The sequence below is a fragment of the Hyphomicrobium sp. LHD-15 genome (assembly GCF_031157355.1).
GTDB lineage: Bacteria > Pseudomonadota > Alphaproteobacteria > Rhizobiales > Hyphomicrobiaceae > Hyphomicrobium_C.
Genome location: NZ_JAVIFT010000004.1, coordinates 268,134 through 290,260, shown reverse-complemented (window position 1 = coordinate 290,260; position 22,127 = coordinate 268,134). Strand labels below are relative to the sequence as shown.

21 protein-coding genes are annotated in these 22,127 nt (G+C 62.9%); 11 read left to right on the top strand and 10 right to left on the bottom strand.

Annotated features, from left to right (window positions below; genetic code table 11):
- Window positions 1-74 precede the first annotated feature (74 nt).
- Entirely contained in the window at window positions 75-932 is an 858-nt protein-coding gene (locus tag RCO24_RS14715; protein WP_308963165.1) for an aspartate/glutamate racemase family protein, read from the top strand.
- On the opposite strand, the gene RCO24_RS14710 is transcribed toward RCO24_RS14715, so the two are convergent.
- Window positions 933-2,207, bottom strand: coding sequence for a cyclic nucleotide-gated ion channel (locus RCO24_RS14710; protein ID WP_308963164.1), 1,275 nt, complete (start codon window positions 2,205-2,207; stop codon window positions 933-935). It lies immediately after the preceding gene.
- Between the two features lie 304 nt (window positions 2,208-2,511).
- On the opposite strand from RCO24_RS14710, the gene RCO24_RS14705 reads away from it, so the two are divergent.
- From RCO24_RS14705 to gyrB, 7 genes are all read left to right on the top strand, one after another.
- On the top strand, window positions 2,512-3,066 hold the full coding sequence (locus RCO24_RS14705) for a thioredoxin family protein (RefSeq protein ID WP_308963162.1): 555 nt from the start codon (window positions 2,512-2,514) through the stop codon (window positions 3,064-3,066).
- A 264-nt stretch (window positions 3,067-3,330) separates the two neighbouring features.
- Entirely contained in the window at window positions 3,331-3,594 is a 264-nt protein-coding gene (gene rpsT, locus RCO24_RS14700) for a 30S ribosomal protein S20 (protein WP_308963160.1), read from the top strand.
- Between the two features lie 962 nt (window positions 3,595-4,556).
- Window positions 4,557-4,994 (top strand): rhodanese-like domain-containing protein, encoded by a 438-nt coding sequence (locus tag RCO24_RS14695; protein ID WP_308963159.1) that lies wholly within the window; start codon window positions 4,557-4,559, stop codon window positions 4,992-4,994.
- A gap of 108 nt (window positions 4,995-5,102) precedes the next feature.
- A complete protein-coding gene (gene dnaA / locus RCO24_RS14690) occupies window positions 5,103-6,686 on the top strand; it encodes a chromosomal replication initiator protein DnaA (RefSeq protein ID WP_308963158.1) in 1,584 nt (527 codons plus the stop codon).
- Between the two features lie 510 nt (window positions 6,687-7,196).
- Window positions 7,197-8,315: a DNA polymerase III subunit beta gene (gene dnaN, locus RCO24_RS14685; RefSeq protein ID WP_308963156.1), complete on the top strand. Its 1,119-nt coding sequence runs from the start codon at window positions 7,197-7,199 to the stop codon at window positions 8,313-8,315.
- A gap of 2 nt (window positions 8,316-8,317) precedes the next feature.
- Complete coding sequence (recF, locus tag RCO24_RS14680) at window positions 8,318-9,517, top strand: DNA replication/repair protein RecF (RefSeq protein WP_308963155.1); 1,200 nt, start codon at window positions 8,318-8,320, stop codon at window positions 9,515-9,517.
- 168 nt (window positions 9,518-9,685) lie between these two features.
- Window positions 9,686-12,124: a DNA topoisomerase (ATP-hydrolyzing) subunit B gene (gene gyrB / locus RCO24_RS14675; protein WP_308963154.1), complete on the top strand. Its 2,439-nt coding sequence runs from the start codon at window positions 9,686-9,688 to the stop codon at window positions 12,122-12,124.
- Between the two features lie 132 nt (window positions 12,125-12,256).
- Here gyrB and RCO24_RS14670 read toward each other — a convergent pair whose 3' ends face one another.
- On the bottom strand, window positions 12,257-13,099 hold the full coding sequence (locus tag RCO24_RS14670; RefSeq protein WP_308963152.1) for a transglutaminase family protein: 843 nt from the start codon (window positions 13,097-13,099) through the stop codon (window positions 12,257-12,259).
- 138 nt (window positions 13,100-13,237) lie between these two features.
- Here RCO24_RS14670 and pip point away from each other — a divergent pair, with 138 nt between their 5' ends.
- Together pip and RCO24_RS14660 are read left to right on the top strand one after the other, a co-directional pair.
- A complete protein-coding gene (gene pip, locus RCO24_RS14665; RefSeq protein ID WP_308963150.1) occupies window positions 13,238-14,194 on the top strand; it encodes a prolyl aminopeptidase in 957 nt (318 codons plus the stop codon).
- Window positions 14,195-14,207: 13 nt separating this feature from the next.
- The gene (locus RCO24_RS14660; protein ID WP_308963206.1) at window positions 14,208-15,026 is read left to right on the top strand and encodes a rhodanese-related sulfurtransferase; all 819 of its coding nucleotides are present in this window, start codon (window positions 14,208-14,210) and stop codon (window positions 15,024-15,026) included.
- Here RCO24_RS14660 and RCO24_RS14655 read toward each other — a convergent pair.
- Both RCO24_RS14655 and RCO24_RS14650 read right to left on the bottom strand, forming a co-directional pair.
- Window positions 15,006-15,323, bottom strand: a complete 318-nt coding sequence (locus tag RCO24_RS14655) for a multidrug efflux SMR transporter (protein WP_308963149.1) — start codon at window positions 15,321-15,323, stop codon at window positions 15,006-15,008. The two genes, RCO24_RS14660 and RCO24_RS14655, sit on opposite strands and share 21 nt — an antisense overlap.
- A gap of 19 nt (window positions 15,324-15,342) precedes the next feature.
- Complete coding sequence (locus tag RCO24_RS14650; RefSeq protein ID WP_308963148.1) at window positions 15,343-15,489, bottom strand: hypothetical protein; 147 nt, start codon at window positions 15,487-15,489, stop codon at window positions 15,343-15,345.
- A gap of 107 nt (window positions 15,490-15,596) precedes the next feature.
- Between RCO24_RS14650 and gcvA the strand changes: the two genes are divergently transcribed.
- The gene (gene gcvA / locus RCO24_RS14645) at window positions 15,597-16,544 is read left to right on the top strand and encodes a transcriptional regulator GcvA (RefSeq protein WP_308963147.1); all 948 of its coding nucleotides are present in this window, start codon (window positions 15,597-15,599) and stop codon (window positions 16,542-16,544) included.
- On the opposite strand, the gene RCO24_RS14640 is transcribed toward gcvA, so the two are convergent.
- From RCO24_RS14640 to hslV, 6 genes are all read right to left on the bottom strand, one after another.
- A complete protein-coding gene (locus tag RCO24_RS14640; protein WP_308963146.1) occupies window positions 16,541-17,260 on the bottom strand; it encodes a hypothetical protein in 720 nt (239 codons plus the stop codon). The genes gcvA and RCO24_RS14640 overlap by 4 nt on opposite strands.
- 125 nt (window positions 17,261-17,385) lie before the next feature.
- Window positions 17,386-18,513 (bottom strand): WD40 repeat domain-containing protein, encoded by a 1,128-nt coding sequence (locus tag RCO24_RS14635; protein ID WP_308963144.1) that lies wholly within the window; start codon window positions 18,511-18,513, stop codon window positions 17,386-17,388.
- A 185-nt stretch (window positions 18,514-18,698) separates the two neighbouring features.
- Window positions 18,699-20,012 (bottom strand): ATP-dependent protease ATPase subunit HslU, encoded by a 1,314-nt coding sequence (gene hslU, locus RCO24_RS14630; RefSeq protein ID WP_308963141.1) that lies wholly within the window; start codon window positions 20,010-20,012, stop codon window positions 18,699-18,701.
- A gap of 10 nt (window positions 20,013-20,022) precedes the next feature.
- On the bottom strand, window positions 20,023-20,340 hold the full coding sequence (locus RCO24_RS14625) for a multidrug efflux SMR transporter (RefSeq protein WP_308963139.1): 318 nt from the start codon (window positions 20,338-20,340) through the stop codon (window positions 20,023-20,025).
- Window positions 20,341-20,403: 63 nt separating this feature from the next.
- Window positions 20,404-21,450, bottom strand: coding sequence for a hypothetical protein (locus RCO24_RS14620; RefSeq protein ID WP_308963138.1), 1,047 nt, complete (start codon window positions 21,448-21,450; stop codon window positions 20,404-20,406).
- A complete protein-coding gene (gene hslV, locus RCO24_RS14615) occupies window positions 21,447-22,016 on the bottom strand; it encodes an ATP-dependent protease subunit HslV (RefSeq protein ID WP_308963136.1) in 570 nt (189 codons plus the stop codon). The genes RCO24_RS14620 and hslV overlap by 4 nt, the downstream gene beginning before the upstream one ends.
- Window positions 22,017-22,127 lie beyond the last annotated feature (111 nt).

Below are 22,127 nucleotides of genomic sequence, written 5' to 3'. Positions count from 1 at the left end.
GCAGGGCTCGGCCGGGTGAGGGGCTCTAGAAGCCGATTGACCCGGCGGGCTCACCCTCGCAATCAAGGGACTCCATGATTGGTGTCTTCGATTCCGGCCTTGGGGGGCTTACCGTTCTGCGCGCGTTGACGGCGCGCTTCCCTGAGCTTTCCTTTGTCTATCTCGGCGACCACGCCCACGTTCCCTACGGCAATCGGCCCTCCGAAGAAATCATCGAGCTGACGCGTGCGTCGGTCGAAACGCTTTTCCGGCGCGGCTGCAAGCTGGTCGTGCTCGGCTGCAATACCGCGACCGCAGTGGCGGCGCGCCGCCTGCAGACGACGTGGCTGCCGGAGACGCCCTGGAAGGCCGAGGGCTACAACATTGTCGGCATCGTCGCGCCGACCGTGGAAGCCGCGACCCAGACGCCGTGGGCCGTCACCACGCCGCAGTACCCGCAGAAATTCCTGACCGACCGCATCGCCGTGTTCGGCACCACGCGCACCATCGCCTCCAACGTCTACGCCGAGGAGATCCGGAAGCGCTGTCCGAAGGTGACGGTAATCCAGCAGGTCTGCTCTGAGCTGGCCGGCGCCATCGAGCGCGGCGTCGCGGAGCCGGAGCTTGAACGCCTCGTCAAGGAAGGCATCGACGGCGCGATGGCGCAGGCCAACGGCGAGCCGCTGCATCGCGCGATCCTCGGATGCACGCATTTTCCGCTCGTCGAGCATCTGTTCCGGCGCCATCTGCCGCCGGCGACGCGCATTCTCTCGCAGCCGGAGATCGTCGCTGACAGCCTCGAGGATTATCTTTCGCGCCATCCGCGCTTCAAAGGCGAGATTCGGCCTCAGCCGTCGCTCGTGCTGCTGACGACCGGCAATCCCGAGGAAGCGAGCGCGGGCGCGCGCGTCTTTGCAGGCGAAGGGCTGCGCTTCCAGCATCTCGACACCTGATCAGGTTGCCGCGCTCTCCTCGCGCCGCTCGCGGGCTTTGCGCCTCAGCAGCTCTCCGATCTCGGGGCTTGCGGTTTCCAGCCGATGGAAATCCTCGCTGTGCAGTTTCAAGAGGCGGCACTTGGATTTCGTCACGAACGATCCTTGTGTGAAATCGCGCTCCAGCATCGCGACAACGCCGAAGAAATCGCCTTTGGAATAGATCCGCTCGCCTTCGGTGGATCGCAGCAGCACCTGACCGGACGCGATGAAGAAAATGGCGTTTCCGACCTGCTCTTCGCCGAGCACCTCGACGTTCGGGGGCAGGTTGTGGGCCTGCAGCAGCGGCATGATCTTCTCGACGACGCCCGCTTCGAGATCCGCGAGCAGCGGAATGCGCGACATCAGCGACCATGTGACGACGAAATCGCGACGGCCGAGCTCCTGCGCAAACCCCGCCGAGATGATCGCCACCGGCAGCGCCAGGATGCAAAGTCCCGTCACCATGACGACCGATCCGAACAGCCGTCCAAATGTGGTGATCGGCGCGACATCGCCGTAGCCGACCGTCGTCAGCGTCGCGATCGCCCACCAGGCGGCGTCCGGCACGCTTCCGAATTTGTCGGGCTGGGCGCTGCCTTCGATGTAGTAGATGCCGGTCGAGGCAAAGAGCACGACCGTGAGCAGCAGAAGTCCCGCTCCGATCAGGGCCCGCTGCTCGTTGACGAGCACGCGCAAGAGCGTGTGCATCGCCGGCGAATAGCGCGACAGCTTGAAGAAGCGCAACAGCCTGAGCGCGCGCAGGATGCGCAGATCGATCGAGAGGAACATGCCGAGGAAGAACGGAAGGATCGCGAGAAGGTCGATCAGCAGGGCCGGTCGCAGCGCGAGCGTCAGGCGCGCCTTCCAGGCCGGCAGGCGTTTTAGGAAGGGCACCTCGACGGCCGTCCACAGCCTCAAGCCGTATTCGATGCTGAACACCACGACCGAAAAGATCTCGAACGCGGTGAAGTAGGGAGCGTAGGCTGCCGACAGCCACGGCACCGTCTCGGCGACGAAGGCTGCGATGTTGAGCAGGATGAGCGTGACGATCGCGGTATCGAAGATGCGGCTCGCGCGGCTTTCGCCATGGCCGATCTCGATGATCTCGAAGATGCGCCGCCGCCAGGCGGCAACGGAGTGCGGCACGGCCTGCCCCTCGTCGCTCTTCGGCCGAAGCGTCCGCTTCAGCGCATCGGCCGCGACGAACGCGCGAGCGCTTATCTCGCGCCTGAGATCCCCACGCCTTACATCCATGGGCCGTAACCCCTCGCCATGCCCTTCGGTAGATCCTAGACCATGATCGCTTCAGGCCCTACCAGCCTGAAGCGTGAATCATCGGTCTCACTAAAGACCACCATGATCGCTTCAGGCCCACGCGCTCCGATCGTCGCGCCCCCTATCCGGGCGCGGCGTGAATCGGGAGCGCAGGAAATGCCTGAAGCGTGAATCATCGGTCTCACCGAACTGTCTTGCCGCTTCAAACACAGGCTTTCGCGGAGGCCTCGTGTGCCACATATATCCGCGCAGAAACACGCGATCGAAAAAACGGAGTTATCGGATGGCCGAGGCAACCCCTGTCTGCGATTTCGGTTGGAAGGCGCCGTCCTTCCGGCTGTCTGCGACCGACGGCCGGATCTACACGCTGGACGAGCTGCGCGGCCCAAAGGGGACGCTGGTTATGTTTATCTGCAACCATTGCCCCTATGTGCAGGCCATTCTGGACCGCATTGTGCGCGACGCGGCCGATCTCGCCGCGCTCGGCATTGCGTCGGTGGCCATTTCCTCCAACGATGCGCAGACCTACCCGGAAGACAGCTTCCCGCGGATGAAGGAGGTGGCGAAGGCAAACGGCTTCCCGTTCCCCTACCTCTACGACGAAAGCCAGGACGTCGCCCGCCGCTATGGCGCCGTCTGCACGCCCGATTTTTTCGGCTTTAACCAAGATCTTGCGCTTCAGTACCGCGGCCGCCTCGATGCCAGCCGCAAGGACGCGGCCCCACCTGATGCCCGTCGCGACCTGTTCGAAGCTATGAAGGGCGTGGCTGAAACCGGCCGCGGGCCGGCCGACCAGATCCCCTCCGTGGGCTGCTCGATCAAATGGAAAGATGACTGAGCGGCAACCCGGTATGGTGCCAGGGAGCGGCGTAAACGCCCGGAAAATGCCAAATCCGTTGACCGCGGATAGGCCCCAAAGCTATAGACCTGCCACAGAGCCGCTCGAAACTCGTGTTTCGGGCGGTAAACGCATTTGAGCCCGTGCTGGAGAAGTCGGACGAGGCGAGCGGATGCGGCTGGGCTAAGCCCCTGTACGCATTAGAACAATCGTATCGCCCGTCCCGAGCGGACAGGGCCTGAAAGATAGAGAAGGATAGCGTTTATGGCCAATACGAAGTCGGCGAAGAAGGCAGCTCGGCAGATGATCAGCCGGACTGAGGTCAACAAGAACCGCCGCTCGGCCGTGAAGACCGAGGTTCGTAAGGTTGAGGAAGCCATCGCGTCGGGCAACAAGGACGCCGCGATCTCTGCGCTCAAGTCCGCCGAGCCGTCTCTCGTGCGCACGGCCCAGAAGGGCGTCATGCATCCGAAGACCGCAAGCCGCAAGGTCTCGCGTCTCACTCAACGCGTGAAGGCGATGGCTTAAGCCAGATCGTTTTAGGGCCTGGTCGCTTTCGCTGGGAGCGAGAGCGCGTGTTGGCCTGCAGACTCAAAAAAGAGCCCGCTTCCACGGGCTCTTTTTTTGTGCGCGGTGAAGGACCGGATTGGGAGACCGTGCGCGCGGAAGCGCGAAACGTCGAACACATCAAAAAGTTAGAGCGCGATGGTGCTCCAGGGAGAGAGCGAACACTCCGGTGAGTGCCGCGTCGCAGCTCAACGAATTGCGGAAAGGCCTGTATTACAAGGCTCAATCGCGACTGCTCGGCGGGCAACCGCGCTTCCCCTCGAAGCTTCCCACCGCTCTTTCACGACAACTTTTTATCAGTTAACCAAATGTGTCTTGTTCGCAACAGGGAAGGCCGGGCGATGGAATCAGCAGCCCCCATCCCAAGCCTGTAAGTGGCGGATTTTTTGGGCGCGAGACGGGGCGAACGGCGATCGCCAATCCTCAGGCGTCACACCCTCCGCAAACGGCCCAAATAAAAAACAGCATCCGCCGCACTCGACACACGAGCGCCGCATTTGGTTTGGGGCACCATTTGCGTCAGCTCGAATTGGCTTTCGCCTCAAAGAGTTTCCCCACTGGGCCTGTGGAAAGGACTCAAGTTTTCCACGCTGCACCCACCACTCGTCCACGCGACGGCGACCACCTTCTCCACGTCTCCACCTGCTTGCTAAGAGATTACCAACCCGTTAAAAGAGTCCTCGTCAGCGAGACGGAACCTCAGGGGGCTGTACTGCCCTAGTATCGTTCCGCCCCCGACTCAGGGTCTGATAGCGTAGCGTAATCCTGAATCCTTCAGTATTTCAGTGGAGTACGAGTATCCTGCTGCTTTTGCAGGGTGCGGATACTTTTTTACTGAAAATATACTGGTTTTTACTTGTGTTAACTGTGTCAGAGTGGGGCATTGCCCCTCAATGAGCAGCAAGATTTAGAGGGTTAACAGTTTGGCCGACACCGTCAAAATCGAGGATGTGCCTGTGGATGAAACCTGGGCTCGCCTCACGGCGGATAAGGGGTCTGTTCTGGTCGATGTGCGGACACGAGCGGAATGGACCTTCGTTGGACTTCCTGATCTCAGCTCGCTGAACAAGCGGGTGACGACCCTCGAGTGGCAGACTTTTCCCGACAACCGGATCGATCCGGAGTTCGTCGAAAAGTTGAACAAGCTACTCGAAGGGGCCGGTGTGGCGAAGGACGCTGAGGTGTTCTTCGTGTGCCGGTCGGGCGCACGCAGCCGGTCGGCTGCAGCGGCAATGGCAGACGCGGGCTATACGCGCTGCCGCAACGTGGCGGAAGGCTTCGAGGGTCCTCTCGACGCCGACCACAGACGAGGGCAGATCGCGGGCTGGAAAGCAGCCGGATTGCCCTGGCGGCAAGGATAGGAAGCGTCTGCAAGTAGGGAATGGCGCCGCCCGTTTGGGCGAATGAGCGGCGTCATGGATCGTCTGCCTTTGCGGAAGGCAGAAGCAAACAAAAGTGCGGGGTAAAAAATGCAAGCGATCTCTAAAGCGGAGCTATCTCTTTCGGCACCTGAGCGGACAGTTGAACGGCCCGTGCGGTCGGCCTCTGCGGCCCTCACGGTCAGCGACCACAAGGCCCTCGAGAGCCACAAGGCTTCGGACGGCGTGGGCACCGAAGGCAAAGGCGCCAAAGTTCGTGCAACCCTGCGCGCCCGCCTTGGAGAGGATATCTACACCAGCTGGTTCAACGCCCTCGAATTCGACGAATTCGACGGTACGACCGTCAAGGTCTCGGTTCCCGTCAAATTCCTGCGCAAGTGGATTCAGTCCCACTATCTGGATGAGCTGCTGACCTGCTGCAAATCGGAGTTCAAGACCGCCGAGCGCGTCGAGGTTGCCGTTCGTCAGCCGGGCGTAAGTCCGTCCCGCGCGCCCGTGCAGCAAGCCGAGCCGGTGAAAACCTCGCGTGAGGCGACTGCAATCGAGCCGCGCGCGCTCGGCAGCTTCGAGCCGGTACGCATGCAGGTCGTTCGTCCGGTAGCCGGCCGTACCAGCATCGACGGCTTCGAGGGCTCGCCTCTCGATCCGCATCATACCTTCGACAACTTCGTCGTCGGCGCCTCGAACCGTATGGCGCACGCCGGCGCGATCCAGGTCGCCGAAACCGTGCTGACCGACAGCCCGGCGTTCAACCCGCTCTACCTCTATTCGTCGGTCGGCCTCGGCAAGACGCACCTCCTCCAGGCCATCGCCTGGGAAGTGAAGCGTCGCGCGCAGAACGCGCAGGTGCTGTATCTCACCGCCGAGCGCTTCCGCTATCAGTTCGTCGAGGCGCTTCGCAATCAGGACCCGTTGTCCTTCAAGGATAAGTTCCGCTCGATCAACATGTTGCTGATCGACGATCTTGAGTTCATGCAGGGCGAGAAGACCGAGCAGGAATTCGATCACATCATCAATGCGCTTCTGGATGGTGGCCGTCAGGTCGTCGTGGCATCCGCCCGTCACCCGGCCCAGATCGAGCGACTGAACGAGCGCATGCGCTCGCGCCTTCAGCGCGGTCTCGTCGCTGAGATCGGCGGCTTCGACTATGAGCTGCGCCAGCGCGTGCTCGAACAGCGCCTTGCCGAGAAGCGGGCCACGGATCCGGCCTTCGAGCTGTCGCGCGAGGTCATCGAGATCCTGGCGAGCCGTCTCACCGAAAGCGGCCGTGAGCTGGAGGGCGCCGTCAACCGCCTCTACCTCACCTGGCAGCACATGCGCGCGCCGATCACGCTCGACATCGCCGAGACGGTGGTGCGCGACCTGTTTCAGGGCGTCGAGCCGCGCCGCATCAAGATCGAGGACATTCTGCGCATCATCTCGCGTCATTTCGGCGTGTCGAAGGGGGATCTGCTTTCGCAGCGCCGCCATCGCTCGGTGGTCTGGCCGCGCCAGATCGGCATGTATCTCGCCAAGCAGCTCACCCACCGGTCGCTGCCCGAGATCGGCCGCCGGTTCGGCAATCGCGACCACACCACCGTCCTTCACGCCATCCGCAAGATCGAAGGCGTCATCACCAATGACACCGGCCTGCGGGACGAAATCGACGAGCTGAAGAAGCTTTTGAGCCATTAATCGCAGGGAGCTGATATCGCTGCGTAAATGTGCAAATGGTGTGGTGTTGAGGGAGATCGGCATCACGCCTTAGCGGGGCGGGAGCGGCGTCTTAGGATGCTGCTCCCGAAGCTTTTTTATCGGGATCGCGCGGCGGCCTGACTGTATCCGCGCGCGGATGAAAAGCGGAACGATTCGAACGTGTTTGCCCGTGAAGCGGGCGCCGGCGAAGGCCGTGAGGGAAGCCAGTTTGCCTCAGTTCGCCGCTGAAAAGCGACCGGGCGGAGCACCTGGCGTCTTGCTTCCATCGAATAAGACCCGAAAACGCGCGGTAAATTCCGGTTCGCCCCCTTGAATGGGCCCCCCGATCGGGGCAAGTTGTGCGTCGCACGCCATAACGATCTTCCATGACGAAAGCTGAGCTTCTTTCACTCCTCCCATCGTCAGAGGAAGGGCGGTCGAGCATTTTTACCACCTGCGATCTTGCCTCCCCGCAAAGAAGGGGCAGTCTCGCGAACGCCGAGGAAACCGATGCGGCTTGTGATCGAACGCGGTGAACTTCTGAGGGCGCTCGGACACGTGACGAGCGTCGTCGAGCGCCGGACGACGATTCCGATACTCTCCAACGTGCTCCTCAAGGCTTCGGGCCAGTCGCTCGAACTCAAGGCGACCGACCTTGAGCGTGAGGTGATCGAGGAGGTACGCGCCGAGGTCGGTGCTGCCGGCGCCGTGACTGTTCCCGCCCATATCCTGCACGACATCGTGCGTAAGCTGCCTGAAGGCAGCCAGGTCGATATCCGTCGCGATGCCGAGAAGGAGCGCCTGACGCTCGCTGCCGGTCAGGCGCGTTTCGCGCTGCAGACCCTCGGCCCCGAGGATTTTCCCGATCTCAACGCTGGCGATCTCGGCCATACGTTTGAGGTCGCGGCCAAGGATCTGAAGCGTCTGATCGACAAGACCCGCTTCGCCATCTCGACCGAAGAGACGCGCTACTATCTCAACGGCATTTACTTCCACATCGCCGAGGCCGGAAAAGTACCGACGCTCCGCGCCGTGGCGACAGACGGCCATCGCCTCGCTCAATCCGAGCTGCCGCGCCCGAAAGGCGCGGAGGGCATGCCGGGCGTGATCATTCCGCGCAAGACCGTGCACGAGCTGCAGCGCTTGATCGAAGAGAGTGCCGAGAACGTAACGGTTGCCGTCTCCGCCTCCAAGGTGCGATTCGAGATCGGGTCGGTCACGCTGACCTCCAAGCTCATTGATGGCACGTTCCCCGATTACGGCCGCGTCATTCCGCAAGGAAACGACAAGGAGCTGCGTGTCGAGAACGCCGATTTCATTAGCGCGGTGGATCGCGTCTCCACGATCGCGAGCGAACGCGGCCGCGCCGTGAAGCTCAATCTCTCGCAGGGCAAGCTCGTGCTCTCGGTCAACAATCCGGAAGGTGGCAGCGCCACCGAGGAGATCGAGGTCAACTATACGGCTGCGCCCCTTGAGATCGGCTTCAACGCGAAGTATCTGTTGGACATCGCCGGCCAGCTCGAGGGCGAGCAAGCCCGCTTCCTGCTCGCCGATCCGGGTTCGCCCACGATGATCCGCGGCACCGAGGATGAGGCAGCCCTCTACGTTCTGATGCCGATGCGTGTGTAGGCTTGTCGCCGAGCCCCGAATATCGAACGCCGGTCGCGCCCGAAGCCGCCCCTCGCCTTTGGGTCGAGCGGCTGACGCTGTCCGGCTTCCGCAACTATGACGCGTTGAGCCTTGAGCTGGCGCCCACGCCGCTCGTGCTGACGGGGCCGAACGGCTCCGGCAAAACCAACGTTCTCGAAGCCGTTTCGCTGCTCGCGCCCGGCCAGGGCCTGCGGCAGGCTCCGTTCTCGGATCTCGCGCGCGGCGGCGGAGACGGCAGCTGGACGGTGTCTTCGCGCATTCACACCGCGGTCGGCCCTGTCATCATCGGCACTGGCCAGACGGCATCGGATCGTCAAGGCGAGCGAGCCGGCGGCCGTATCGTCCGCATCGACGGCGAGGCCAAAACCGGATCGGGTGCGCTGGCCGATTACGTCGAGATGGTCTGGATCACGCCCGCGACGGACGGGCTGTTCACCGGCCCCGCCTCCGAGCGCCGCCGTTTTCTCGACCGCCTCATCCTGTGTTTCGATCCGAGCCATCGCACCCGAGCCGGACGTTTCGAGCGCGCGATGGCGCAACGCAATCGCTTGCTCTCGGACGGCGTGACCCGCGGCGGCAATCTCGACGGCCTTGAGATCGTGATGGCCGAGATGGGGATCGCGATGGCAGCCGCGCGGGCGGAAGCGGTGGCCGCGCTGGCATCCGTCATCGACGCGCGGCGCGGAAGAGACCCGGATTCGCCGTTTCCGTGGAGCGAGGTCCGCCTCGAAGGTGCGGTCGATCGCGATTTGGCCGAGCGAGCCGCCGTCGACGTCGAGGATGCCTATGCCCGACTTCTGCGCGACGTGCGCGAGCGCGACCGCGCCGCCGGCCGCGCGCTCGACGGCCCGCACCGCAGCGACCTCGCGGTTTTTCACGGACCCAAGGCGACCGCCGCGCGTCATTCCTCCACCGGAGAGCAGAAAGCATTGCTGATGGGGCTGCTGCTGGCGCACGCCGAGCTGGTCGCCGCGCGCCGCGATGGCATGACGCCGATGCTGCTTCTGGACGAGGTGACGGCCCATCTCGATGTCGATCGGCGCGCTGCGCTTTTCGATGAATTGCTGCGCTTGGGCACCCAGGCATGGATGACCGGAACCGATCAGCAGGCCTTTTCGAGCCTCGCCGGAAAGGCCCAATTCTGGCGTGTCGAGCAGGGTTCGGTGACGCGATCTGCCTGAACCCTGGACCGTCCCGGCGAGCGCTACAGCCGCAGCTCCATAACATTCTGAAATAAAACAAAAAATATACGTGCGTGACAGTGCGATAAATGCGCTTTTTTGCGCCGTTTGACCGCGCGCTATGGTAGGCTCCCAGCCATTCAGGAGCAATCTCGCGACAGGGACCTAATGAGCGCTGAGCCCGCCAAAAAATCACCCGCGCCCGAAGACTACGGCGCCGATAGCATCAAGATGCTCAAAGGCCTTGAGGCCGTGCGCAAGCGCCCCGGCATGTACATCGGCGACACCGATGACGGCTCCGGCCTTCACCACATGATTTACGAGGTGGTCGACAATGCCATCGACGAGGTCTTGGCCGGTCACGCCAAGTCCTGCGATGTCATGCTCAATCCCGATGGCTCGTGCACGGTGCGCGACGATGGCCGCGGTATTCCGACCGGCATCAAGAAAGACGACGACCACGAGCCGAAGCGCTCCGCGACCGAAATCGTGTTCACCGAACTCCACGCGGGCGGCAAGTTCGACCAGAACTCCTACAAGGTTTCCGGCGGTCTGCACGGCGTCGGCGTATCGGTCGTCAACGCGCTGTCGACCTGGCTCAGGGCCCGCGTCTGGCGCGAAGGCAAAGAGCATTTCATCGAGTTTAACGATGGCGTGGCAATCGCGCCGTTGAAGGTCGTCGGCGACGCCGATGGCAATCGCGGCACCGAGGTGACCTTCCTGCCGAGCCCCAATACGTTCACGAAGGTCGAGTTCGACTACGCGACACTCGAGCACCGCCTGCGCGAGCTGGCGTTCTTGAACTCCGGCGCAAAAGTCGTGCTGACGGATGCGCGTCATGCCGACGTGAAGCGCGAGGAGTTCATGTACGAAGGCGGCACGTCCGCGTTCGTGCGTTTCCTCGATCGCTCGAAGCAATCGCTGATTTCAGAGCCGATCATGATCCGCACCGAAAGGGATCGCGTCGGTGTCGAGGTCGCGCTGTGGTGGAACGACAGCTACCACGAGAACGTGCTCTGCTTCACGAACAACATCCCGCAGCGTGATGGCGGAACCCATCTCGCTGGCTTCCGCGGCGCGCTGACCCGCGTCATCAACAAATACGCGACCGACAGCGGTATCTCCAAGAAGGAGAAGGTCGATCTCTCGGGCGAGGACGCGCGCGAAGGCTTGACCTGCGTGCTCTCCGTCAAGGTGCCCGATCCCAAGTTTTCGAGCCAGACCAAAGACAAGCTCGTCTCGTCCGAGGTGAAGCCGGTTGTCGAAAGCGCCGTCTTCGAAGAGCTGATGGCCTGGTTCGAGGAGCATCCGAAAGAGGCGAAGGCGATCGTCGGCAAGATCGTCGAAGCAGCCCTCGCCCGCGAGGCGGCCCGCAAGGCGCGCGAGCTGACCCGCAGAAAGAGCGCGTTGGACGGCATGCGTCTGCCGGGTGGTTTGGCCGAATGCCAGGACCGCGACGCCGCCAACACCGAACTCTTTATCGTCGAGGGCGACTCGGCAGGCGGCTCCGCCAAGCAGGGCCGCAAGCGCGAGTATCAGGCCGTTTTGCCGATCCGAGGTAAGATCTTGAACGTCGAGCGCGCGCGCATCGACAAGATGCTGTCGTCCGAGCAGGTGACCAACATCATCGGCGCGCTCGGCACCGGCATCCGGGACGACTTCGATCTCTCGAAGCTGCGCTATCACAAGATCATCATCATGACCGACGCCGACGTCGACGGCGCCCATATTCGCACGCTTCTACTCACGTTCTTCTACCGGCAGATGTCGGAGCTGGTCGAGAAGGGCCACGTCTATATCGCTCAGCCGCCGCTCTACAAGGTGAGCCGCGGCAAGAGCGGCACCTACCTGAAGGACCAGCGCGCGCTCGAGGATTATCTGATCGATAGCGGCCTTGAGGACAACGTGCTCGTGGCCGGCGGCGCCGAGCGCGGCGGCAAGGATCTTCGCGACATCGTCGATCAGGCCCGCGCCATCGTCGGACTGATCGATCAGCTTCATTCGCGCTATTCGCGTCTCGTCGTCGAGCAGGCGGCGATCGCGGGCGCCTTCGATGCCGAGCTGGTGACATCGGCCTCGGGCGCGAACGCCACGGCCGCGATGATCGCCGCACGCTTGAACGAGGTCGCCGAGGAAACCGAGAAGGGTTGGTCCGGGAGCTTCGGCAACGACGGCTTCCTCTTGAAGCGCGAAGTGCGCGGCGTCACCGAGGCGCACGCCCTCGATCGCGCGTTACTGGCTTCGCTGGATGCGCGCCGCCTTAACGAGAAGCGCAAGCATCTCGCCGAGGTTTACGGGCTCGGCACCAAGCTCCGGCGCAAGGCCGACACACTGACGATCTTCGGCCCGCGTTCTCTTCTGGATGCCATCTACGAAGCTGGCCGCAAGGGCCTTTCGCTCCAGCGCTACAAAGGCTTGGGCGAGATGAACCCCGAGCAGCTTTGGGAAACGACGCTCGATCGCGACGTGCGCACGCTGCTGCAGGTCAAGATCGGCGACGTGTCGGAGGTCGACGAGATCTTCTCGAAGCTGATGGGCGATGTGGTGGAACCGCGCCGCGAGTTCATTCAGGAGAACGCCCTCACCGTCGCGAACCTCGACGTCTAGCAGGGACACTTTTTCTCCCAGCCATGCTCCCGGATGTCATGGCCACGCTCGACCCGGCAATGCAGAGGGTGCGACGACACGCGAAAGCAAGGCGGGATTTCCGCCTTGCGCTTTCTGGTTCATCTGCGCGGCTTATGCCGCAACCGCCGGTTTCGGCTGAAGCCCGGTCTCTTGCACCTCGTCGGTCCAGATCTTGAACGAGGTCAGCGTGTGGGCGCCGAACGTGTGAATCAGCGAAACGTCGGTCGCGTCGCGTCCGCGCGCAATGACGATGCGCCCGATGCGGGGCTTGTTGTGCCGGGCGTCGAATGTGCACCAACGCCCGCCGAGATAGATTTCGCACCAGGCGCTGAAATCCATCGGGGCCGGGTCTTTTGGAACCCCGATGTCGCCAAGGTATCCGTTGACGTAGCGCGCCGGAATGTTGAGGCAGCGGCACAACGCGATGGTGAGATGAGCGAAGTCGCGGCAAACCCCGACGCGCTCTTGATAGGCTTCGGCCGCTGTTCGCGTGGCACGCGCGTGCTGATACCCGAACGTCAGATGCTGGTGCACGAAATTGACGATGGCGGCAACGCGCGTCCAGCCGGGCGCCAAACCGCCGAACTGCTTCCAGGCAAGGTCGCTCAGCTGATCCGTCTCGCAATAGCGGCTGCCGAGCAAGTAGACGAGCACGTCGTCGGGAAGATCGACGATCGGCACCTCTTGCAGCGCCGGGTCGTTGAAATCGGGCTCACCGGAATCGAGCATCAGGCCGTCCAGCGTGAATGAGAATGCGCCGGCGGGGGCCACCATGCGGCGGCAGATGTTTCCGAACTGGTCGTGATACGTGGCGGTGGGAACATCGGGCCGAGTCAGGAAGGGGCTCTCGGTGATGATCTGGGCACGCCGGGAGTCGTGGACATCGAGAAGGGTAATCAGCGGGGTTGATTGCGCGACAGATATTTCGATGTCGAAACCATACTTTATGATCATGGGGGCCACCTCGTTTGCTCCGGATAACGCGGCGGCAGGCCGCATCGTTCCGTTCGTTAAGCGCCTGAAATTTGAGCACTTGAACGCAAGCTGCGGGTGTCACAGGGTGCGTGCATCTCACTAAGGATCCTCGAGCCGATGTCGTCAAGCCTTCCCTCCGAAACGCCGCGCCCGTTCGATGCGATCATGCTCGCTGTCGGCGACGGCCATTGGCTTTACGTTGAGGAAGTCGGCACGCGCGGCGCCATCCCCGCCATCTTTCTGCACGGCGGCCCGGGCAGTGGATCGCAGCATAGCCATCGGTTGCTGTTCGATCCCGAGCGCTTCCACGCCATCCTGTTCGATCAGCGCGGCGCCGGTCGCAGCCACCCCTATCTTTCGACGCACGCCAACACCACCCAGCACCTCGTCGCCGACATCGAGCGCATCCGCGTTCATTTTGGCTTCGAAAAGATGCTGATCGTCGGCGGATCGTGGGGCTCGACGCTTGCGTTGGCTTACGCGAAGACGCACCCGGAGCGCGTTTCGGGCTTGGTGTTGAGGGCGGTCTTTCTCGGCTCGGATGCAGAGGTCGACTGGGCGTTCCGCCAGGGCCCTGCCGAGCTGCGACCGGATCTCTACGAGAATTTCGTCTCAGCGCTGCCTGAGCAGGAGCGCGCCGATCCGCTCAAGGCCTACGTGGCGAGACTGATCGATCCCGATCCCGCCGTGCACGGTCCCGCCTCCCGGCAGTGGTACCAGTTCGAGCGCATTCTTTCGGAGTTTGCGCCGTCCGGCACGGTTCTGCCTGAAACGATGCCGCATGACGGCCGCATCCCGCCGACGCCGATCATGGAAGCGCACTATATTGCCAATGGCTTCTTCCTGGAGCCGGGCGAGCTGCTTGACGGCGCTTCGCTTCTCGGCTCCATTCCGGGCGTGATCGTGCAGGGACGCTATGATCTGCTGTGCCCGCCGCGCGCGGCCTTCGAGATCGCGCAGCGCTGGCCGGGGGCTCACCTCGAAATCGTCTCTGGCGCCGGTCACGCCATGACAGATCCTGGGATCTTCGAGGCCATGAAACGAGCCGCCACGCGGTTGTCTGCAAGAACGTGAATCGTTGAGCAATATGTCCGTCACCGTCACAGCATTTTACAAGTTCGTCGAGATCGCGGATACGGCCGCGTTGCGCGAAACGTTGCTTCCGCTCGCCCGCGCGCGCGGCATCATGGGCACCATCCTTTTGGCGCACGAGGGCATCAACGCGACCATTGCCGGCACGGATGAAGCCATCTCCTGGATACTTGCATGGCTTCGAAGCGATCCGCGCTTTGCCGATCTCGTGAGCAAGGAATCCTACGCCGAGGACATGCCGTTCCGTCGTTTCAAGGTGAGACTGAAGCGCGAGATCGTGACATTGCGCCAGCCTGAGGCCGATCCCACCAAGCGCGTTGGCACCTACGTCAAGCCGGAGGATTGGAACGCGCTTGTGTCCGATCCCGACGTGATCGTCGTAGATACGCGCAACACTTACGAGGTCGGCATCGGAACCTTCAAGAATGCGATCGATCCCAAAACACGCGCCTTCAACGAGTTTCCCGGCTTCGTCGCCGAAAATCTCGATCCTGCTAAGCATCGGCGCGTTGCCATGTTCTGCACCGGCGGCATCCGCTGCGAGAAGGCGTCAGCCTACATGCTGTCGCAAGGGTTCCCGGAGGTCTATCACCTCGAGGGCGGTATTCTGAAATACCTTGAGACGGTCCCACCCGAGCAGAGCTTGTGGGAGGGCGAATGCTTCGTCTTCGATCGACGCGTGGCGCTGGAGCACGGCGTCCGGCCCGGCACGTATGTCATGTGCTGGGAATGCGGATTTCCGATTCAGAGAGAGGCGGAAAGCGGCAAGGTGCCGCCGTGCCCGGAGTGCGGCTCAGTCCGTGACGAGCTTTAGTCCCGCGATCGAGACGATCAGCAGCGTCAGGAACACGAGACGCCACGCCGTGACCGGCTCTCCGAAATAGAGGATGCCGATCACGGCTGTTCCGGCTGCGCCGAGACCACCCCACGCGGCATAGGCTGTGCCCAACGGAATAGTCGCTGTGGATTTTGCAACCAGGTAGAAGCTTACGCCGGCCAACACGAGCACAAGTGCGGTCGGCCATAGCTTGGTGAATCCGTCCGTGTAGCGAATGGCGGTGGTGAAAGCGACTTCGATGCAGCCTGCAAGCAGCAAGTAGATCCAACCCAATCGTGTCTCCAGTTCAGCGTTAGCGATAGGCGGCCCAGCGTCGATCTTCTTCGCTGGTCTCGTCGTTATCGTTGTTGGCCCGCCGGTCGGATTTAGACGCGCGGACAGGTGTTTCGAGAATCAGCCTTTCGAACAGGCGAACAAAGCTCTCGATTGCGATCAGCATGGCGATCTCCATCGGTTTGGTTCGATTGAGATGACCGTGCGCCCGCCGGCCGCTTGAGACAAACGGCATTGCTTTACACAACACGTAAGATTTTGTTACATGACGCCATGTCGAGAATCCTACCATCGCTGAATGCCTTGAAGGCCTTCGAAGCGGCAGCCCGTCACGAAAGTTTCACGCTGGCCGCGGCTGAGCTGAACGTCACGCATGCGGCCATCAGCCGGCATATCCGCGAGCTTGAGGTGTGGCTCGGCACCAAGCTTTTCGTGCGCACCGGGCGCGGCGTCGAGCTTACGGAGAAAGGCGGAAGCTACGTCGCCGACATCACGCGTGGTTTCGATGTGCTCGCCGCCGCAACGGAAAGCGTATCGAGCCGTCGGCGCCGTCGTCGTCAGCAGCTTGTCGTCAGTGTCGAGCCGTCGTTTGCCGCGCTCTGGCTGGTGCCGCGTCTTGGCAGGTTCACCGCGGCCAATCCGGAAATCGAGCTGGTCGTCGACTCGAGCCATCGTCTCGTCGATTTCGCGCGTGACGAGGCGGATATTGGCATCCGCTACGGCAGAGGCGTCTGGCCGAATGTCGCGTCGGACGTGTTGACACGAACCAACATGACCCCCGTCTGCAGTCCGGCGCTCTTACGCGCGCGGCGTATCCGCGAGCCGTCGGATCTGGAACCGGGCCTTCTCCTTCAGGAAGAAACCCGCCGCTATTGGTATGAGTGGCTGAAAGCCGCCGGTGTCTGCGATCGCATCTCGCCGGAAGGCCCGACGCTCGGCCTGCATCTGACGATCCCGGCCGCGGAAGCAGGCCAGGGCTTCGCATTAGCCGACGAGGTGATCGCTGGTGATGCGCTCGTCGGCGGCAGATTGGTGAAGCCGTTCGCGATTTCGGTTGCGGAGTACGGCTACTATTTCGTCCGCGACGCCGCACGCAAGGACAGCAAGGCCATGGCCGCCTTTCACGCCTGGCTCAAAGCCGAGATCGATCAAACCGTCGACGCGGTTCGCAAGCTCGCGGCACCGGCACGCCGGCCCGCAGTGAGCAAGAAGAAGCGTTAGTCCGGCCAGATCACGCGATAGCGGATATCGTAGGCGTCGTCCGGCGTCGCGAGACGCGGTCGGTCGGTGCCGTTGCCGACGCTCGAAACATGCTCCCAACTGCGGAAGTCCGCATCGTGTCCGGGGCGCGCGCTGGTTTTGAGCACGAAAATCTGCTCAGGCGTGTTCGGCATCTTGAGCCCAACGATCCGCCACGACGATCGGAAGTAGAGATCGACGGTCCCGGAAATGACAGGGCGGCCGCTTTCGTCGCGACGGGAACCGGCGTCGAGGGTCGCGGGCATGTTGTTCTTCTCGGTGAAGAGCGTGACGCTGACGCCGTCCCCCGGCACGGCGGATCCGGGCGGCAGTTTGATCTCGAAGGCGAGGCGTGGTGGCTGGCCGTTGGGATTGAGAATTGGGCTAAACCAATAGAGCGCGCCGAACGTTGCGGCCACCAGGGCCGCGATGCCGGCGAACACGACCGGCAGGCGCAGCAGAAGTGTCTTGGCGCCGACCTTGGTCCCGGCTCGTAGCCTGAGCGTGAGCCACACGCCAAGGATCAGCCCGAGGACGCCACCGATCGGTCCGAAGAAGAAGATGGCGGCCATGCCACGCGCACCTTCGAAATCCGACACGCCGTAGTAGCCGGAGACAACAATGGCGATGGTCGCGGCAGCGGCCCATCCGGCGGCGGCACCGATGAGGCCGCCGAGAATTGCGATGAGATTGGTCATGAGAGTCCACGGGAAGCGGGGAGGACGATCCGAGCGGATCGCTGCGATCCTTGCCATGCGATCCGGCGTGCGCCTGTTCCCCAAGGAACTTCAGCCCCGGATGAGGAGCCTGCGAAGGCCTACACTCATTTTTCCGCGCTGACGATCGGCGGCAGATCCCAAACCTTGACGAGCCCGTCGAACGAGCTGGTCAGCACCTGGCGTCCATCGGGGCTAAACTCTGCGGTGTCGACCTCCTTGGTATGCTCGGCGAGCACGGCGACGGCGGCGCCCGTCGTGGCATCCCACACGCGCGCGCTCTTGTCATGGGAAGCGGTGATGACGAGGCGTCCATCCCGGTTGAAGGCGGTGACGGAAAGGATGCGCTTGTGCCCACCTTCGAGCGTGACCAGCAGCGCGCCGCTCTCTGCGTCCCAGATCTTGGCGAGCTTGTCGGCCGCTCCCGTGATCACGCGCTTGCCGTCCGGGCTGAAGGCAACACGCAGCACCGCACGCGTATGCCCGCCTTCGATGCTCTTGAGCAAAGCGCCGGTTTTGCTGTCCCAGATTTTCGCGGTCTTGTCGGTCGAGCCGGTGATGATACGGGCTCCATCGGCGCTGAATGCGGCATAGCTCACCATGCCGGTGTGGCCGCTCAAGGTATGCAGCAGCTCCCCGGTTTTTCCGTCCCAAACGCGTGCCGTCTCGTCACTCGAAGTAGTGAGTAGCAGCCGCGAATCCGGGCTGAACACGCCCCAGGTGAGATACGCTTCGTGGCCGACGAGATCGGCGATCGGCGCACCGGTCTTGCCGTCCCATAGCTTGGCTGTCTTGTCGTGCGGCACGGTGACGATACGCGCGCCGTCCGGGCTGAATTCGGCGTGCTCCACCATCAGCTCGTGGCCGCCGAGCACGGCGATCTCGCGCCCGTCTTTTGCGTCCCACAGCCGCGCGGTGGCATCTCGCGAGGCCGTTACGATCAAACTCGCATCAGCATTGTAGGCGGCGTGGCGCACGGCTTCCGTGTGTCCGGTGAGCTTCAGAAGCTCCTTGCCGGTCCTGGCATCCCACACGCGTGCGGTTCTGTCGGCCGATGCCGTGAGGATGCGGCTGCCGTCTGGATTGTAGCTTGCCGACCAGACATCGGCGTCGTGATCGGAGATTGTCAGCACCGAGGCGAGCTTCGCGTCGTCGGCGAAGGTGGCTCCCACCGTCAGGGCCGCGAACGCGAAAGCCACCGCACCACAGGCGGTGCGGAACAGATGCCGAGCCATCGTGCGCCTCTCCCAGCGTGCATCCGGCCCCACTACCGCGTGGGCCGTAGCGATCATTTTGTTATAATGTTCCAGATTATCTGCTGCCGGCTGACGAGCAAGATTTTTCAATCCGGAGGGAGGACAAACGCCCGCGAAACGCGGGAATTCCACCCGCGTTTGCAACAGTTCGGAGCGACTATGCTCTAAAGAATGAACTTCGAGAGGTCGGCGTTTTTCGCAAGCTCGCCGACGCGGCTCGTGACGTAAGCGGCATCCACCGTCACGGCGTCGCCGCTGCGATCCGAAGCCTCGAACGAGATCTCGTCGAGCACCCGCTCCATCACGGTCTGCAGCCGGCGCGCGCCGATGTTCTCGACCGTCGAGTTGACGAGCACGGCGGTGTCCGCGAGCGCATCGATGGCGTCCTCGGTGAAGGAGATGTCGAGCCCTTCGGTTTTCAGCAGCGCCACGTACTGCTTGATGAGGCTCGCTTCCGGCTCGGTCAGAATGCGCCGGAAATCTTCGCGCGTCAGCGCTTTGAGTTCCACCCGGATCGGGAGACGGCCCTGCAACTCCGGCAGCAGATCGGAAGGCTTCGCCACATGGAACGCGCCCGATGCAACGAACAGCACATGATCGGTCTTCACCGGTCCGTATTTGGTCGAGACGCTGGTGCCCTCGATCAGCGGCAGGAGATCGCGCTGCACACCCTCGCGCGAAACCTCGGCGCCTGAGCGTCCCGTCTCGCCGCGCGAGCAGATCTTGTCGATCTCGTCCAGAAACACGATGCCGTTGTTCTCGACGACGCGCACCGCTTCGCTTGTGATCTGGTCGTTGTCGATCAGCTTGTCGCTTTCTTCCGCGATCAGCAGGTTGTGGCTGTCCTTGACGGTGATGCGGCGCGGCTTGGTGCGTCCGCCCATCATCTTGCCGAGCATGTCCCCGATGTTAACGGCGCCCATCGAGCTTCCGGGCATCCCGGGGATGTCGAACATCGGAAGCGCCGAAGCCGTCTCCGCGACATGGACCTCGATGATCTTGTCGTTGAGCTCGTTGGCGCGCAGCCGCTTGCGGAAGGTTTCGCGCGTGGTAGGTGAGGCCGTCGGCCCGACAAGGGCGTCGAGCACGCGCTCCTCGGCATTCTTCTCGGCCTGCGCGCGGACTTCCTTGCGCTTCGACTCCCGAACCAGCGAAAGACCGACTTCGACGAGGTCGCGGATGATGCTGTCCACGTCACGGCCCACGTAGCCGACTTCGGTGAACTTGGTGGCTTCGACCTTGAGGAACGGTGCGTTGGCGAGCTTGGCGAGGCGGCGCGCGATCTCGGTCTTGCCGACGCCGGTCGGCCCGATCATCAGGATGTTCTTCGGCAGCACCTCGTCCTTGAGCGGCCCTTCGAGCTGCTGGCGCCGCCAGCGGTTACGGAGCGCGATGGCGACGGCACGCTTGGCGTCGCCTTGCCCGACGATGTAGCGGTCGAGCTCCGAGACGATTTCGCGGGGCGAGAAAGTGGTCATGAGCGGCAGCCTATTCCGTGACGAGCTTCAATCCGATGATTGAGATGATGAGCAGAGACAGGAAAACCATGCGCCAAACCGTCACCGGCTCGCCGAAATAGAGAATTCCGATTGCGACAGTCCCGAGCGCACCGAAGCCGCCCCAGGCGGCATAGGCGGTTCCGAGCGGCATGGTCGTCGAGGCCTTGGTGACGAAATAAATGCTGATCGTCGCCAGGAGCAACACGAGTGCACTGGGCAGAACCTTGGTGAACCCGTCGGTGAAGCGAATGGCTGTTGTGAAGGCGATCTCGAAGACCCCGGCGAGTAGCAAGTAGAACCAACCCATTGACGTCTCCAGTGTCAGCCTCGCGCAATGCCAGCCGCGCTTGGGAGAAAATTGCAGAGAAATTTATCGCGCATCCGAGAGATGGACCGGCGGCACGTAGCGCGCCAGTCCGCCGAGCGGCAAAAGCGGAAGCAGAATACGCCGCAGCGATCGCCATCCGGCCGAAAGGCCGAGCACCACGACCGCAAGGCCGAGCAGCGTCACCGAAAGCCGCAATCCCTCTCCGATGCTTTGGGAGAGCAGGTAGGCGATGGCGATACCGGCGTAAGCGAGCCCCGAGATCAAGAGCGCGCGCCGATCGATGACGAGCGCGACGATGCCGAGCAGCACGAACAATGCGAGGATCAGAAGGGCCTGCGCCGTGTCGATCTCGCCCGTATCGCCGGCGATGAGTGGCACCACCGCATGAACGATCATCGGGGCCGAAAGCATATGCAGCCAGAACGCGACGTCCGCGCGTCGGGTCTGTCGCGTCACGTCGCTGGCATCCACGCGAACCGCGAGTGCGAACACGGCGAGCCCCAGCACTGCGATCGGAATCGCGCTGTGCACGCGCATCCAGTCCGGCGCGACAAGATAAAGAACGCCCGCAACAGCGCAGACGATACCGGCCGCCGCAATGGCGTTGTCGATCGGTACGCGAAAGCGCCGCTCGTGCAGGAACGCGGCGAGCGCGCCGCCCAACCCCGAAAATACCAGCGTCGCGTTCTCGCCGAGGGCTGCCGCGCCGAACGAGGCTCCGACGAAAGCGCCGGCGCCCGCGAACATTGCCGCCAGCACGATCGAAGGAAGCGCGAGGCGCATATGGCGCGAGAAGAACTCCGAGAGCCCCCATGCCACGATCATGGCGAGGAATGCGAACCCGCCGCCGAAGCCGAACTGGCTCGCGAGCCCGAACAGCGCCGCGACCAGCAGCAGAACGCCGATCGAGACGAACACGTCGTTGAAACCGCCGATCAGCCGGAACTTTTCGTCGTCGGGATCGGCTGCCCGCTCGTTGACATCCACATGCCTGGGACCGCGCTTTACGAAGTCACGCAATCTCGCGGCCTGATCGGCATCGATGATGCCTTGCGCGACAGCCGCGTCCAGTTGCTCGTCCCGTATCATTTGGAATCCAGTGTTTCGACGACGAGGTTGGCATTGGTGTAGACGCAGATCTCGCCTGCGATCGCCATGGCGCGGCGCGCGATCTCTTCGGCCTCCAGCGGCTGGTCGAGCAGCGCGCGCGCGGCTGAGAGCGCGTACATGCCGCCCGAGCCGATTCCCATGACGTGATGTTCGGGTTCGAGCACGTCGCCGGTCCCCGTGAGCACGAGCGTGATGTCGCGGTCCGCGACGATCATCATGGCTTCGAGCCGGCGCAGGAAGCGGTCCGTGCGCCAATCCTTGGCGAGTTCCACCGCCGCCCGCATCAGTTGCCCGGGATATTGTTCGAGCTTGGCTTCGAGCCTTTCGAACAGCGTGAACGCATCCGCGGTTGCGCCGGCAAATCCGGCGATAACGCCGCCTTTACCGAGTTGGCGCACCTTGCGGGCGTTAGCCTTGATTATGGTTGCCCCGAGGCTTACTTGCCCGTCTCCGGCGATCACGACTTTCCCGTTCTTGCGTACGGTCAGGATGGTCGTGGCATGCCACGAGGAAGTGTCTGTGGAGCTGTTCGGGGTCTGGGACATGGGACCTGGCGACGCGGTTGAAAGGATCTGCCCGGGCTGGGCTTAGCCCACTGGAACGGGACCCCTGAAGCTGATAGACGCTTGGGTTCGTGAAGGCAATATTGGCGGCGT

Coding starts and splice junctions, on each gene's coding strand:
- RCO24_RS14715 (WP_308963165.1), top strand. CDS start 75: ATGATTGGTGTCTTCGATTCCGGCCTTGGGGGGCTTACCGTTCTGCGC.
- RCO24_RS14710 (WP_308963164.1), bottom strand. CDS start 2,207: ATGGATGTAAGGCGTGGGGATCTCAGGCGCGAGATAAGCGCTCGCGCG.
- RCO24_RS14705 (WP_308963162.1), top strand. CDS start 2,512: ATGGCCGAGGCAACCCCTGTCTGCGATTTCGGTTGGAAGGCGCCGTCC.
- rpsT (WP_308963160.1), top strand. CDS start 3,331: ATGGCCAATACGAAGTCGGCGAAGAAGGCAGCTCGGCAGATGATCAGC.
- dnaA (WP_308963158.1), top strand. CDS start 5,103: ATGCAAGCGATCTCTAAAGCGGAGCTATCTCTTTCGGCACCTGAGCGG.
- dnaN (WP_308963156.1), top strand. CDS start 7,197: ATGCGGCTTGTGATCGAACGCGGTGAACTTCTGAGGGCGCTCGGACAC.
- gyrB (WP_308963154.1), top strand. CDS start 9,686: ATGAGCGCTGAGCCCGCCAAAAAATCACCCGCGCCCGAAGACTACGGC.
- RCO24_RS14670 (WP_308963152.1), bottom strand. CDS start 13,099: ATGATCATAAAGTATGGTTTCGACATCGAAATATCTGTCGCGCAATCA.
- pip (WP_308963150.1), top strand. CDS start 13,238: ATGTCGTCAAGCCTTCCCTCCGAAACGCCGCGCCCGTTCGATGCGATC.
- RCO24_RS14660 (WP_308963206.1), top strand. CDS start 14,208: ATGTCCGTCACCGTCACAGCATTTTACAAGTTCGTCGAGATCGCGGAT.
- RCO24_RS14650 (WP_308963148.1), bottom strand. CDS start 15,489: ATGCTGATCGCAATCGAGAGCTTTGTTCGCCTGTTCGAAAGGCTGATT.
- gcvA (WP_308963147.1), top strand. CDS start 15,597: ATGTCGAGAATCCTACCATCGCTGAATGCCTTGAAGGCCTTCGAAGCG.
- RCO24_RS14640 (WP_308963146.1), bottom strand. CDS start 17,260: ATGACCAATCTCATCGCAATTCTCGGCGGCCTCATCGGTGCCGCCGCC.
- RCO24_RS14635 (WP_308963144.1), bottom strand. CDS start 18,513: ATGGCTCGGCATCTGTTCCGCACCGCCTGTGGTGCGGTGGCTTTCGCG.
- hslU (WP_308963141.1), bottom strand. CDS start 20,012: ATGACCACTTTCTCGCCCCGCGAAATCGTCTCGGAGCTCGACCGCTAC.
- RCO24_RS14625 (WP_308963139.1), bottom strand. CDS start 20,340: ATGGGTTGGTTCTACTTGCTACTCGCCGGGGTCTTCGAGATCGCCTTC.
- RCO24_RS14620 (WP_308963138.1), bottom strand. CDS start 21,450: ATGATACGGGACGAGCAACTGGACGCGGCTGTCGCGCAAGGCATCATC.
- hslV (WP_308963136.1), bottom strand. CDS start 22,016: ATGTCCCAGACCCCGAACAGCTCCACAGACACTTCCTCGTGGCATGCC.